The sequence below is a fragment of the Streptomyces sp. HUAS TT11 genome (assembly GCF_051553595.1).
GTDB lineage: Bacteria > Actinomycetota > Actinomycetes > Streptomycetales > Streptomycetaceae > Streptomyces.
In genome coordinates, this window is record NZ_CP196184.1 from 4,295,887 (window position 1) to 4,309,640 (window position 13,754).

The 13,754-nt window shown below is 71.9% G+C and carries 9 protein-coding genes and 1 tRNA gene; 4 read left to right on the forward strand and 6 right to left on the reverse strand.

Annotated elements, in window-relative coordinates; all coding sequences use genetic code 11:
- Positions 1–127 precede the first annotated feature (127 nt).
- Entirely contained in the window at positions 128–1,039 is a 912-nt protein-coding gene (locus ACSHXN_RS19230; protein WP_355131145.1) for a glycosyltransferase family 2 protein, read from the reverse strand.
- Positions 1,040–1,657: 618 nt separating this feature from the next.
- On the opposite strand from ACSHXN_RS19230, the gene ACSHXN_RS19235 reads away from it, so the two are divergent.
- Together ACSHXN_RS19235 and ACSHXN_RS19240 are read left to right on the forward strand one after the other, a co-directional pair.
- Positions 1,658–2,488 carry an RNA methyltransferase gene (locus ACSHXN_RS19235; protein ID WP_383354131.1) on the forward strand — a complete coding sequence of 277 codons (831 nt, stop codon included), beginning with the start codon at positions 1,658–1,660 and terminating at the stop codon, positions 2,486–2,488.
- Between the two features lie 252 nt (positions 2,489–2,740).
- On the forward strand, positions 2,741–3,994 hold the full coding sequence (locus ACSHXN_RS19240) for a lipase/acyltransferase domain-containing protein (RefSeq protein WP_438303408.1): 1,254 nt from the start codon (positions 2,741–2,743) through the stop codon (positions 3,992–3,994).
- A gap of 229 nt (positions 3,995–4,223) precedes the next feature.
- Here ACSHXN_RS19240 and ACSHXN_RS19245 read toward each other — a convergent pair whose 3' ends face one another.
- On the reverse strand, positions 4,224–5,096 hold the full coding sequence (locus tag ACSHXN_RS19245; RefSeq protein ID WP_438303409.1) for an aldo/keto reductase family oxidoreductase: 873 nt from the start codon (positions 5,094–5,096) through the stop codon (positions 4,224–4,226).
- A 131-nt stretch (positions 5,097–5,227) separates the two neighbouring features.
- Between ACSHXN_RS19245 and ACSHXN_RS19250 the strand changes: the two genes are divergently transcribed.
- Positions 5,228–5,671 carry a winged helix-turn-helix transcriptional regulator gene (locus tag ACSHXN_RS19250; protein WP_355131153.1) on the forward strand — a complete coding sequence of 148 codons (444 nt, stop codon included), beginning with the start codon at positions 5,228–5,230 and terminating at the stop codon, positions 5,669–5,671.
- A 338-nt stretch (positions 5,672–6,009) separates the two neighbouring features.
- Positions 6,010–6,807 (forward strand): SMI1/KNR4 family protein, encoded by a 798-nt coding sequence (locus tag ACSHXN_RS19255; RefSeq protein ID WP_383354135.1) that lies wholly within the window; start codon positions 6,010–6,012, stop codon positions 6,805–6,807.
- Between the two features lie 329 nt (positions 6,808–7,136).
- Here ACSHXN_RS19255 and ACSHXN_RS19260 read toward each other — a convergent pair.
- The 4 genes from ACSHXN_RS19260 to tmk form a co-directional block, all read right to left on the reverse strand.
- Positions 7,137–7,213, reverse strand: a tRNA-Thr gene (locus tag ACSHXN_RS19260).
- 106 nt (positions 7,214–7,319) lie between these two features.
- Positions 7,320–8,942, reverse strand: coding sequence for an alpha/beta hydrolase (locus tag ACSHXN_RS19265; protein ID WP_355131157.1), 1,623 nt, complete (start codon positions 8,940–8,942; stop codon positions 7,320–7,322).
- Between the two features lie 190 nt (positions 8,943–9,132).
- Positions 9,133–10,338, reverse strand: a complete 1,206-nt coding sequence (locus ACSHXN_RS19270; protein WP_355131159.1) for a DNA polymerase III subunit delta' — start codon at positions 10,336–10,338, stop codon at positions 9,133–9,135.
- A 153-nt stretch (positions 10,339–10,491) separates the two neighbouring features.
- Positions 10,492–13,734 (reverse strand): dTMP kinase, encoded by a 3,243-nt coding sequence (tmk, locus tag ACSHXN_RS19275; protein ID WP_383354137.1) that lies wholly within the window; start codon positions 13,732–13,734, stop codon positions 10,492–10,494.
- Positions 13,735–13,754 lie beyond the last annotated feature (20 nt).

Here is a 13,754-nt window from a genome sequence, read left to right on the forward strand (position 1 = left end):
ATCTGGCCCGACGGTGCGCGCGTTGACGCGTAGCTCGGGGGAGTGTCGCCGCCGTGGCCGGATCCGGGACCATGCAAGGGCCCGGTCGGCGGAGGTGACGACCGGGCTCTTCGCCGTCCCCGGCCCGCTAGATCACCGGCGGTCGGCCGAGCCTGGTGAGCCGCCACACCGTGCGCCACCGCATCGGGCGCCGCTCCCCCGCCGAGGCCCGCACACCCTCCACGAATCCGCCGAACCACGCCCTCAGCCCGGCGACGGACCGGGTCCTCAGCAGCGTCACCGCGATCCACACACCGAGGTGGACGGGGACGAGCGGGAGGGGCAGCCGCCGGCGCACGAGCCATACGCGGTTGCGTGCCGTCACCCGGTAGTAGATGGCGTGCCGCGCGGGCGAGGTCTTCGGGTGCTGGAGCAGCAGTTCGGGCGCGTACAGCACGGTCCAGCCGCCGTCGACGGCCCGCCATGCGAGGTCCGTCTCCTCGTGTGCGAAGAAGAACTCCGCGGGCCAGTCGCCGGTCTCCGCGAGCATCGCCATCGACAGGGCGTGGCCGCCGCCGAGAAACCCGGTCACCGGACCGCCGCGCAGCGGGTCGGCGGCCCCCACCCGCGGCACGTGCCGCCGCTGGGTCTCACCGTGCTCGTCGGCGATGCGGAACCCGACGATGCCGAGCCTGGGCTCGGCGGCGTACAGATCCCGTACCCGGCGCAGTACGTCGGCGTCGACGAGCAACCCGTCGTCGTCGAGTTCCACCACGACGTCGACGTCCCCGAACTCCCGCAGCCGGGCGAGGGCCACGTTGCGGCCGCCGGGGCAGCCGAGGTTCTCGTCGACCTCCACACAGGTGACCTCACCGGGCAGGGCGAGCCGTTCGGCGAACTCGGGAAGAGGGCAGCCGTTGCCGACGACGACGATGCGGGTGGGGGCCAGGTCCTGCTTGGCCACGGACGTGAGGAGGGCGTCGACCTCGGTGGGCCTGTTGCCCATGGTCACGACGGCGACCGCGACACGAGGTCCCGGCTCCCGATCCGCCTGCGACACGACACCCTCCCCATCCCGGCCGACGACTGTGGCGTGATGCTAACCGTTAACCAAGAGGACGCCTCAAGGACGCCGGTTCTCCTCGCCCTGGATGATTTTCAGGTACGAGTACGGGTTCGCGCCATCCCTGTCACCACGGAACGCGCCCGTCTTTCGCCGCACACACCGCCGTGCCTCCATGAGCCCCGTGGCGCCGCACCGACCGGTTCCAGTGCGGCAGACTTCTCGAGGCGCCCCGGGAAGGCGCAGGACGGTCCGCAGCGCCTGAGGCGGGGGCCGGCGCGCGGCCGCAGCGGTCCGCATTCCCGTCCCACCACCGTCTCCGCAGGTCCCGCATTCCGCCCCTGTTCCGGTACGCCGCCCGGAACGGGAATCGATGAATTCCCCGGCGAATGCGACCGACCCGCTTCGCGAGCCCGGCCGGCGGAATTCGCCCCGGGCCGGACCGCCTTGCGGCCGCGCCCGCCGCAAGCGGCCCGGCCGGAAGCCCGGTTGACCGGCGCGGAGCAGGCCTCCGACGGGTCCGGTACCCTGGCCACGACCACGCGCAGTACACAGGAAACCCGAGAAAGGGGGCGGAGGATCGGGGCCGGAAAGGCGCCGTGATTCCCACCGCCGATGCCGTCCATCCCGCGGGTTGGTTCGCCCAAGGAAATCTCCAGCCCGAGCAACCCTCATGTAAAGGAACTCGCCGCCCTCCGCCGTCGGCGGAACAGGCAGAATTCCGGAGTGACCCTCGTGGAGGGTTATGAGGAACTGGATCTCGCCCTGCGGGCCGGCGTCCGTCCCCGTGAGCTGTATTTCTGCCCCGCACTGACCGGCGGGTCCGACCCGCGCGACGTCGCGGCCCGGGCGGCCGAGCGCGGATCCGCCCTGTTCAGCCTCAGCCGGCAGGCCTTCGACAAGGCCGCCTACCGGGAGGGTCCGGACGGCTGGCTCGCCGTCGTACCGGACATCGAGACCGATCTGTCCCGTATCGAGGTCGACGACCGCGCCCTCTTCCTCATCTGCGAGAGCGTCGAGAAGCCGGGCAACCTCGGCTCGATGCTGCGCACCGCGGACGCGGCGGGCGTGACCGCCGTCATCTCGGCCAACCCCGTGACGGACTGGGGCAATCCCAACGTGATCCGGGCCAGCAAGGGCACCGTCTTCGCCGTCCCGATCGCCTCGGCCGAGTCGGAGGACGTCGTGCGCTGGCTCGCCGAGCACTCGGTGAACGTCGTCGCCACGACCCCCGACACGGACCTCATGATGGCGGACGTCGACATGACCGGGCCCACGGCGATCCTCGTCGGCAGCGAGAAGTACGGCCTGTCGGACCAGTGGCTGGCGGGCCGCCACACCAAGGCGAAGATCCCGATGTTCGGTCAGGTGGACTCGCTCAACGTGGCGGTGTCGGCCGCCCTCTTCACCTACGAGGCCGTACGGCAGCGCATGGCGTCCCGCTAGCGCCGCGGCGGGCGCGGACAGGCACCCCCGTCACCGTCCGGGCCCACGGGCCCGGATGGCGGTCGGCCGGGGCGGCGGTCACACTGGTGTGACGACTCGCCACCGTCGGTGACCGCCCGTATGTCCGGGTGGGGCGGGCCCGCTCGCTCGCCGGTCGTGGCGCGGACGGGAGTCCCCTGTCCGCGGTGCGCCGCAGTGACTCCGCGGGAAGCGGCGAACACGACCGCGAGGGGACGGTGTCGGATGCGTCAGGTGTCCTGGCTTCGGATCGTGATCGCCGCGCTGGTCGTGCTGACCGTGTCTCCCGGCACCGCCGGTGCGTCCCCGCCCGGCAGGACACCCGTCGTGCTGTTTCCCGCGTTTCATCTGACCAGGCTCGAAGTCGTCGTCGATCACCAGACGGCGGCGGCGGGATGCCCCCGGTCGGGCAGCTTCGAGGACTGGTACCGCAACGATCACCCGAGCGGATTGTTCAGCCAGGTCTGCCGGGACAGGCTGCTGACACTGCGCTACGACACGAACCCCTCGAAACCGATGGCGTCACGCTTCACGAACGCGCCCGGGGTCGGCGTACGGCTCCTCGACTACGGCAGGACGGACAGCGCACCGTTCTACGAGCCGCTCTACCGGGCACTGGAGGCCCACGGCTACCGCCGGAACACCGACATCCGCGTCGCCGGCTACGACTCCCGGCTCACCCCGGACATGGGCGGCTTTCTGCAGCGGACGCGGGAACTCGTCGAGAAGACCTACCGGGACAACGGCAACCGGCCGGTCCACCTGGTCGGCCACTCGAACGGACCGCTCTACGCGCAGTACCTGCTCACCCATATGCCGCGCGCCTGGCGGGACACGTACATCCAGGGGTTCACTCCGATCGCGGGCAACTTCCCCGGACAGGGCCTGCTGTACCCGGTCCTGTTCACCGGGCTCGACATCCAGGACTTCGGTTATCCGACGACCAGGGAGAACGCCGAGAGCAGCGCACGTCTGTACCGGAGCGCGCCGTCCAGCTACATGAGTGCCGCCGACCCCAGGATCTTCGGGAACCGTGAGGTCGTCGTCCAGGACACCTCGACCGGCCGCAGTTACACACCGCGCGACTACCCGGAACTGTTCGCCGACGCGGGTATGCCGACGGCCAGGGAGATCGCCGACCACTACATCGGTTTCGTCCGCTTCGCCGACGCGCGGTCCTTCCCCGACGTCGACGTGTACGCGGAGCGGGGATCAGGGCTCCCCACGACGGTGGGCGCACGCCTGCCGAACCTGTCCGCCGGGCAGATCGCACGGCCCGGCCGATTCCTGTACCGCGACGGCGACGGCAACCAGGAGGACATCACCAACGAGGCGGTCCTGGCCTGGCGGGCCATGGGCTGCCACCGCTTCGGCCTCACCGACAGCCCGGGCGTGGACCACTTCTCGCTACCGGGAGACCGGCACCTGCTGGACCGCCTGTTCGCCCATCTGGCGCGGCCGCGCTCGGACTGTCCGGTCGGCGGCTGACCCGCGGCGCATCCGACCGTCGGCCGCCGATCGGTCGGCGGTGGCGTGCTCCGGTAGGCCCGGCCCACGCCCTGGGACCGGTCGGTCGCTGCGTTCCGCGCCGATATCCGGTTGATGTGCGTCCTCACCGTGGCCCGACCGACGGCAGGCCGGGCGCGATCTCCACGCCGTGATCGCGTGCCGCTCCCGAAAACCGCCGGCCGACGCTCGTTCCCGGCGGGACACGAAGCTAGTGGCCGATCTTGTCCAGCTCGGCGAGTTCCGCGTCGGAGAGCGAGAGTCCCGCGCCGGCGACGTTCTCGCGCAAGTGCTCCGCCGACGACGTCCCGGGGATCAGCAGGATGTTCGGCGACCGCTGCAACAGCCAGGCCAGGGCGACCGACATCGGCGTCGAATCCAACCGGGCGGCCACGGCCGAGAGCACCGAGGACTGCAGCGGGTCGAAACCGCCGAGCGGGAAGAAGGGCACATAGGCGACGCCGTCTGCGGCCAGCGTGTCGATCAGACCGTCGTCCTGGCGGTAGGCGAGGTTGTACATGTTCTGCACGCACACGATCGGCGCGATGGCCCGCGCCTCGGCGACCTGTTCCGCCGTTGCGTTGCTCACACCGAGGTGCCGGATCAGACCCTGCTGCTGGAGCTCGACCAGCGTCCCGAACGCCTCGGCGAGCGAGCCGGGCCGGGGCCCCTCGGCGTTGCCGAGCCGGAGGTTGACCACGTCGAGCACCTCGACGCCGAGGCTGTCCAGGTTCTCCTGGACGGAGCGGCGCAGGTCTTCGGGCTTCCGGGCCGTCGGCCAGCCGCCCTGCTGGTCGCGGATCGCACCGACCTTGGTCACGACGTGCAGCGATGCGGGGTACGGGTGCAGCGCTTCACGGATCAGCTGGTTGGTCACGCGCGGCCCGTAGGCGTCGCTTGTGTCGATATGGGTGATTCCGAGGTCGACGACCTCGCGGAGGACGGCGAGTGCGCGGTCCCGGTCGGCAAGCGGCCCCATGACCCCGGGACCGGCGAGCTGCATGGCGCCGTAGCCGAAGCGAGTGACGGTCAGATCCCCCAGTGGCCAGGTGCCGCCGGGAAGCGAAGGGGAGAAGGTGCTCATGCCTGCGCCTTTCGGACTGAATCGGGTAGTGGTGCCCAATGGCCCCTTGCGCCACTATCGGTAGGTAGCTTCCTGAAGGGAAGTAGGCACTTTCGAGTGCGTAGGGCACCCACGGGTAGGAGGAGCGGTCGATGGCAACAACGACGGAGGCCCAGAAGAAGGCGCAGGCCAAGGCCGAATACGATGCCTTCCTGGCGGCTTGTCCCAGCCGCAAGCTGCTCGACCGGATCTCCGACAAATGGGTCACCCTGGTGCTGGCCGCACTGGGCAGCGACGGCTCGCACCGGTTCGGCGCCGACTGCGCCGGTGAGCCCCGGTCGATGCGCTACTCGGAACTGCAGCGCTTGCTGGCGGGCGTCAGCCAGAAGATGCTGACTCAGACTCTGCGCTCCTTGGAGCGTGACGGCCTGGTCACCCGCACCGTGGTGCCGACCGTGCCCGTCACGGTCTCCTACGAGCTGACCGACCTCGGTCTCTCCCTGCACCGGACGATGCGCGGCATCAAGGCCTGGGCCGAGGCGCATATGGACGATGTGCTCGCCAACCGCTCGGCGTACGACACCCCGGTCGCCTGAACCGGATCCGCGCCGAAGGAACGGCCGTTCATCGCCTCCCGGCCGGCACGATCCGCCCGCGACCTCGGCCCTCCCAGCGGGTCTCTCGAGTCCTCCGGGTCCGCGGGCACTTGCTGCCGCAGCGCATCCGGCCGACAGTGGCCGTGGTCAACCGTCGTGAAAGGCACGCTGGTTCGCCCGGATGCGATCGGATGCCGCGGGTGAGGCGCGGACCGCGGATCGGTCCGGGACTTGGCGAGCACCTGCTGCCCGCCGAAGTCGGCGCTCGGAGAGCGCAGTTGATGTTCGGCATCGCTGCGGCGCCGGGGTTGTCGGTGCGGTGCGCTTCACTGTCTGCCGTGGAGCTCACACAAACGACTGTCAACGACCTGCTGGCCCGGCTCGGTCCGGGCGACGGCCATCTGTACCTGCCCGGCGACCTGGACGCGCAGGCTCTGACCGACCTGCTCGACAGCAGGTACGGCACCCCGCGCACCCTGGTCCTCGACGGTTTCACCGATCCGACGGTCGACGAGTCCAAGGGCGCGGCTCTCCTCGCCCCCTTCGAGGGCCGGGCCGTGAAGATACGGGCGTGGGCGTACGGGGATCAGTGGGTCGGCACGGGTACGGCGCGGGACGCCGAGGGTGTCGAGCGCCCGGTGCTGGTGGTCGCTCACCGGGAGGTGCCAAAACCCTTGGCGGCCGCTCCGGACGAGGACGTCGACTGGACGGAGCGGCTCATGGCGATCACCGGCTGGACACAGCCGGCCCGGCGGCCGGACGTGGACTGGGCGGCGGTGGAGTCGCGCCTCGGCACCGCGCTGCCGAGCGACTACAGGCACATGGTCGAAACGTTCGGCGAGGGCGCCTTCGACGGATATCTGGACCTGAACCAGGAGCCGTGGCCGGATCTCAGGGAGGACGGCCTGCTCATCTGGGCGGGCACCGAGCACGAGGACCTGTACTGCTGGAGGGCCGACGGCGACGACCCCGATCGTTGGCCCGTGGTGGTCCGGTCCTTCGACGGCGAGGACGTCCCCTTCGACTGCCAGGCCGCGGAGTTCGTCTGCCGCATTCTCGTCGACCCGCACCACCGGTTCACGATGGCCCGCTATTTCGACACCCACTGGTTCATGAACTACCGGGAGAGCGACTGACCGAACCCCGTGACCAACGGCATCCGCGGCCGGTTCGGCCGGCGCCTTCACGGAACAGGGGCAGAAACACCCGTGCGCCGCGACCGGCTCGCGGCGATTCACAGCGATGTGCGGCGCCGCTGGGGAACTGCGGCACGAGCATGCCGCCCGAACCCGAACGAGCTGGGCGTGGACATGTCTACGACTCTGCAGACCCGGATCAGCCCCCTCCGGACCCCATGGGACCACAACTGAGCCCGCCGACACCCGCACCGTCCGTGCGCAGCGTCGTCACCGCGTCCATCAAACGAAAAAACCCCAGCTCAGAGTCACTCTGGGCTGGGGTTCGGTGGAGCCGCTTTCGGGATTCGAACCCGAGACCTACGCATTACGAGTGCGTTGCTCTGGCCATCTGAGCTAAAGCGGCGCGCTGTCCGCACTATGGTGCGATCAGCAACGTCGGTAAGTCTACACAGTTTCCCAGGGTGCTCCGACCAAGCCCCCCAGGCGCCGCACAGCAGTCTGCCACAGCCCTATGAGCAGCGCTTTCCGTCCTCCGGTGGTGTGCCCCGGAGGAGATACGTGTCGACCGCCGCCTCGATGCACTTGCTGCCACGACCGTAGGCCGTGTGGCCGTCACCCTCGTAGGTGAGCAGCCTGCCGGAGGAGAGTTGCGCGGCCAGGGACTGCGCCCAGGGGTACGGAGTCGCCGGGTCGCGGGTCGTGCCCACCACCAAGATCGGCGCGGCCCCCCTGGCCTCGATGCGGTGTGCCTGCCCGGTCGCCTTGACCGGCCAGTACGCGCAGCTCAGCGACGACCAGGCCAGCCCTTCCCCGAACACCGGTGACGCCTTCTCGAACGCCGGGAGCGCCCGCTCCACGTCCTGCGGGCTCGAGAACGCCGGTGGCAGGTCCAAGCAGTTCACGGCCGCGTTCGCGAACATGAGGTTCGCGTACTTGCCGTCCGCGCCCCGCTCGTAGTAGCTGTCCGACAGCATGAGCAGTCCGGCGCCGTTGTTCTTCGTCATCGCCGAGGTCAGCGCCACCCGCAGTTGGGGCCAGGCCGCCTGGTCGTACATCGCGGCGATCACTCCGGTGGTGGCGATGGCCTCGCTGAGCCTGCGGCCGCTCGTGTCGCCGGTGGGGACGGGGGACGCGTCGAGCTTCTTGAAGAACGCCTTGAGGTTGTCGCCGACCTGTGCGGGCGGGGTGCCCGGTCCGCCCAGCGGGCAGTTCGTCTGCCGTACGCAGTCCTTGGCGAAGGACTGGAACGCCGTCTCGAAGCCCGCGGTCTGGTCCTCGTTGAGCCGGAGCGCCGAGAGGGACGGGTCCATCGCACCGTCCAGCACCAGTCGGCCGACCCGCTCCGGGAACAGTCCCGCGTACGTCGCCCCGAGGAACGTCCCGTACGAGGCTCCGACGTAGTTCAGCTTCTGGTCGCCGAGCACCGCCCGCAGGATGTCCATGTCGCGGGCCACCTCGACCGTGGAGACATGGCGCAGCAGGTCCGCCGACCGCCGGCCGCAGCCCTCCGCGAACCGCTGGAAGGCATCGACCAGCAGGTTCTCCTCCTTCTGGTCGTCGGGGGTCATGTCGGTCTGCGCGTAGGCGTCCATGTGGGGCCCGTCGAGGCACTCGATCGGCTCGCTGCGGGCCACACCGCGCGGGTCGAAGGCGACCATGTCGTAGCGGGCCCGGATCTCCGCGGGGTAGCCGATCCCGGCGTACTGCTGCAGATAGCCGACCGCCGACCCGCCCGGCCCGCCCGGGTTCACCAGCAGGGAGCCGAGCGGCTTGCCCTGCCCCGTGGCCTTCTTACGGGAGACGGCCAACTCCACGTCACCGGAGGCGGGTTTGCCGTAGTCGCGGGGGGCCTTCATCGTGGAGCACTCGAACCCGGCCGCTCCGCAGCTGCGCCAGATCAGCTTCTGCGCGTAGTACGGGGCGAGCGCCGACGGCGTCGACCGCGGCAGCGCGCGCAGTGCCACCTCCGCCGACGTGCTCGTCGAACTCCCCGATGAACAGGCCGAGACGAGCAGTGCGGTGGCGGCCAGCAGGGTGCCGCGCGTCCGCGTCGGGCGGAAGGGGCGCAGCAGCGACAGGAGGCGGAAGGGGCGGGGACGGCGGGACGGTCCGGGAATGCGCCTGATGTGCATTTGGTGAGCGTAACCCTGAGCGATCAATTGGTCACGTCAGGTCGAATAGGCACTTCGTACGAGTGATCGCGTCGGTCCGCCGCGAGCCGTTTCCGCCTGTCCCTGGCTCGCCGCCGCCCTGATCCGCGCCCGCCGCCATGACCGGGGACGCGCTCCCCCGGAGAACCTCTCCGCCCCTCGGCGCCTTCGCTCACCCCGCCCGCAGCGCCATCGTCATCGCCTCCACCGCCAGCAAGGGCGCCACATTGCGGTCCAGGGCGTCCCGGCACGCGGCGATCGCCTCGATACGACGCAATGTCGACTCCGGGGTGCTGCCACGGGCCAGTCGGTCCAGGGCGTCCTCGGTGTCCGTGTTGGCGAGGGCCACGCGGGAGCCGAACTGGAGGGCGAGGACGTCGCGGTAGAAGCCCGTGAGATCGGTGAGCGCCTGGTCCAGGCTGTCGCGCTGGGTGCGGGTCCTGCGGCGCTTCTGCTTCTCCTCCAGCTCCTTCATCACGCCCGCGGTGCCGCGCGGCATCCGGCCGCCCTGCACCGCGCCGAGCGCTGCCTTCAGCTCCTCGGTCTCCTTGACGTCGATCTCCTCCGCCAGCTCCTTGGAGTCCTCCGTGGCCGCGTCGACCAGCTCCTGAGCGGCTCTGAGGCAGGCTCCGACGTCGTCGATCCGCAGCGGGAGCCTCAGTACCTCGGCGCGCCGTGCGCGGGCCCGCTCGTCCGTGGCCAGCCGGCGGGCGCGGTCGACGTGGCCCTGGGTGGCACGGGAGGCGGCCGACGCGATCCCCGGCTCGATGCCGTCGCGCCGCACCAGCGTGTCCGCGACCGCCTCCACGGAGGGAGTGCGCAGATTCAGATGGCGGCAGCGGGAGCGGATCGTCGGCAGGACGTCCTCCAGGGACGGGGCGCACAGCAGCCAGACCGTCCGCGGAGCGGGCTCCTCGACCGCCTTCAGGACCGCGTTGGCCGACTTCTCGTTCAGGCGCTCGGCGTCCTCGACCAGAATGACCTGCCAGCGGCCGTTCGCCGGCGAGGTGAACGACTTGCGCACCGTGTCACGCATGTCGGCGGCGAGGATCTGGGCACCCACGGCGGCGACGGTCGTCACGTCCGCGTGGGTGCCGATCAGGGCGGTGTGGCAGCCGTCGCAGAAGCCGCAGCCCGGAGCGCCGCCGAGCGCACGGTCCGGGCTCACGCACTGGAGCGCCGCGGCGAACGCCCGCGCCGCCTGCGAGCGCCCCGCCCCGGGCGGTCCCGTGAACAGCCAGGCGTGCGTCATCCTCGAGGCCTCGGGCAGCGGCCCGTCGGCGGCGGCCGCGGTGACCAAGGCGTCGGCGTCACGGGCAGCCGCGTCGAGCTGCTCGCTCACCTTCTCCTGGCCCACCAGGTCGTCCCACACCGTCACGGGACACCGCCCTTCCCTCGCACTTCGCCCTTCCGGCGTCCATTGTGCGGCCCGCCACTGACATCACGCGGACGCGGCTGCCGGGAGCGGGCCTGCGGCGTCGCCGGGACGAACGGCGGCCGTGCCGTGGCACACGCCGCCGACGTCTCCGTGTCAGCGGCGCCGTCCGCGCCCCGGGCCGTCGTTGCGGTCCTCGTCCTCCTGCGGGCCGAGCAGCTCGTCCGCCAGAGTCGGAAGGTCGTCCAGCGGCGTCTCCTCCGCCCAGTCCGGGCGGGAACGGCGCTGGGGACGGCCGCCCGCGTCCATCTGCGGCAGCTCGCGCGTGCGGTCCTCGGCCCCGTCCGGTCGCGGCGCCGGACGCTCGTCGCGGAAGAAACCCGGCGGCACCCGGTCCGAAGGATCGGCGGCGTCGGCGTCCCGTACGGGCGGCAGCACCGCGGTCTCGTCCGCCGCGCCCGGCACCACCGGCGGCAGCACCGCGGTCTCGTCCGCCGCGCCCGGCACCACCGGCGGCAGCACCGCGGTTTCGTCCGCCGCGCCCGGCTTCGGCAGCTTCGCCGTGGTCTCCGCTTCGGTCTCCCGCGGACGCACCCGCGGCAGCACCGCCGTCTCGTCCGCCGGCCGACCCGGAGCGTCGTCCGGCGTCACGATCGGCGTCGGAACCGTGATCTCGTTGTCCGGCGAGGCCTCGGTGGAGGAAGGCGCGCCGGCCTCGGCGGAAGCGGACGAGGCGACACCCCCCGTCCCGCCGGAACCGGAACCGGCCGGACCCGACACCGCCGTGGCGGCCGAAGCCGCCGCCTCGGACGCGGCCCTGCGTGCCTCCTCGGCACGCAGCAGCGCCTCCTCGGCCCTGCGCTGCTTCTCCAGACGGCGCGCGTCGGCCTCGGCCCGAAGCCGCGCCTCGTCCTCGGCCTGCTTGCGCCGCCGCTCCTCCTCGGCACGCCGGCGCGCCTCCTCGGCCGCCCGCGCCTGTTCCTCCGCGAGCAGCCGCGCCTGCTCCTCCTCGGCGCGGCGACGGGCTTCCTCGGCCCGCAACCGGGCCTCTTCCGCCTGCCGCTCGGCCTCGCGGCGCTGCGCCTCCTCCAGCTCCTGCCGCTTGCGCTCCTCCTCCTCGGCGCGCAGCTTGGCCAACTGCTCCTTGCGCTCGCGCTCCAGCCGCTCTTCCTCGGCCTTGCGCGCGGCCTCCTCCTCGGCCCTGCGCCGGGCCTCCTCCTCGGCCTTCCTGCGCGCCTCCTCCTGGGCCGCCACCTCGGCCTCGGACAGCGGAAGCATCTGGTCGAGCCGGTGCCGGATCACGGTGCTGACGGCCTCGGGCTCCTGCCCGGCGTCGACGACCAGATAGCGGCCGGGGTCCGCCGCGGCCAGCGTGAGGAACCCGGAGCGCACACGCGCGTGGAACTCGGCCGGCTCCGACTCCAGCCGGTCGGGAGCCTCGGTGAACCGCTCGCGCGCCGTCTCGGGCGCCACGTCCAGCAGGACGGTCAGATGGGGCACAAGGCCGTTGGTCGCCCACCGGTTGATGCGGGCGATCTCGGTCGGGGACAGATCCCGGCCCGCCCCTTGGTAGGCCACGGACGAGTCGATGTAGCGGTCCGAGATCACGACCGCGCCCCGCTCCAGGGCCGGCCGAACGACCGTGTCCACGTGCTCCGCGCGGTCCGCCGCGTACAGCAGCGCCTCCGCGCGGTGCGACAGACCGGCACTGGAGACGTCCAGCAGGATCGACCGCAGCCGCTTCCCGACCGGTGTCGCGCCGGGCTCCCGGGTCAGCACGACCTCGTGTCCCTTGCCGCGGATCCATTCGGCGAGCGCCTCGGCCTGGGTGGACTTGCCGGCGCCGTCGCCGCCCTCCAGGGCGATGAAGAAGCCGTCCGTGCCCGGCGCCTCCACCGGGTCGTCCCCGCCGCGCAGCGCATCGCGCAGGTCGTGCCGCAGCGGCACTCCGGAGCGGTCGTCCGCCTTGGCGAGGACGAACGCGGCCACGGGCAGCAGCAGCGCGCCGACCAGCATCAGCGTGAACGAGGCACCGCCGTGCGCGAACACGAACCTGCCGTTCTCCAGCCGGTGCGGTCCGATCGCGCCCGCCACGACCGGGGCCACCAGCGCGCCCAGGGCCACGACGACCCGGACCACGGCGTGCAGATGCTCGGCCGTCCGCGTCCGCCGGTGGTCCTCCGCCTCCTGGTCGAGCAGCGTGTGCCCGGTGTTGGCGGCGACACCGGCACCGACGCCCGCGAGCGCCGCGATGAACAGCACGGTGGAGACGTCCGGGACGAGCCCGGCGGCGAGCAGCGCGACGCCGGTGAAGGCGATCGCCAGCGCGAGCAGCCGGCGCCGCGACAGCGACGGCAGCATGCGGGGTGCCGTACGGATGCCGACCGCGGTGCCGCCGGTCAGCGCGAGGACCAGCAGGCCGTACAGCACCGGGCCGCCGCCCAGGTCCTTGGCCTGCAGGACGCAGACGGAGACGACCGCCGCGACCGCCCCGGCGACGGCGGAGCAGGCGAGCACCAGCAGCGGGACGGCGCCCGTGCGGCCCTTGTCGACGCCCGTGCCCGTCCGGGGAAGGCGCAGGCCCTCGAGCGGCGACCGCGGGCGCGGGGTGCGGGTGTCGGGCAGTTCGAGGGAGGTGACCACCGAGAGGGAGGCGGCGAACAGACCGGCCGCCACGTACGAGGCGAGGGCCACCTGGTGCTGGTCGAACCAGGCGAGGCCCGTCCCCAGCAGGTTGTTCACCAGCGACACGACGACGAGTGCGGCGGCGGCCAGCGGGACCGCCAGGAATCCCGTGCGCAGCGACAGGCGCCGCAGCGCGTCCATGTGGTCCGGCAGCGGGCGCACGGTCGCGCCCTCCAGAGGCGGCGCGGGCAGCAGGGCGGGCGCCGCGCTCTCGCGGCACACGGCCCAGAACCGCTCGCCGACACCGGTCAGGAAGGCGGTGACCAGCAGGACCGGAAGCGCGTTGTCCGGGGTCCAGTCGATCCACAGCGGGGCGACGATCAGCAGGGCCGCCCGCAGTCCGTCCGCTCCGACCATGGTCCAGCGACGGTCGAGGGGGCCCTCCTGGGACGTCAGCGCGCTCAGCGGGCCGAGCAGGACGGCTCCGAAGAGCAGGGTGGCGAGGAGTCGCGCACCGAAGACGGTCGCGATCGCGAACGCCACACCCCGGTAGCCGCCGCCGAAGGAGCCGGCGGCGATGGCCGCCTGAAGAACGAGCGCGACCAGGACGAGCAGGGCGAGGAAGTCGCCGACACCCCCGACGAGCTGGGCACTCCACAACCGCTTCAGCTGCGGCCGGCGCAGCAGAGCGCGGACGGCGCGCTCACGGGAGTCGGCGACGAGGGCGTCGTCGGGGGCCGGGTGGTGGGCCGTTGGCTGCTCGGCTCGCGTCATGCTTTCAGCCTATCGGCAGC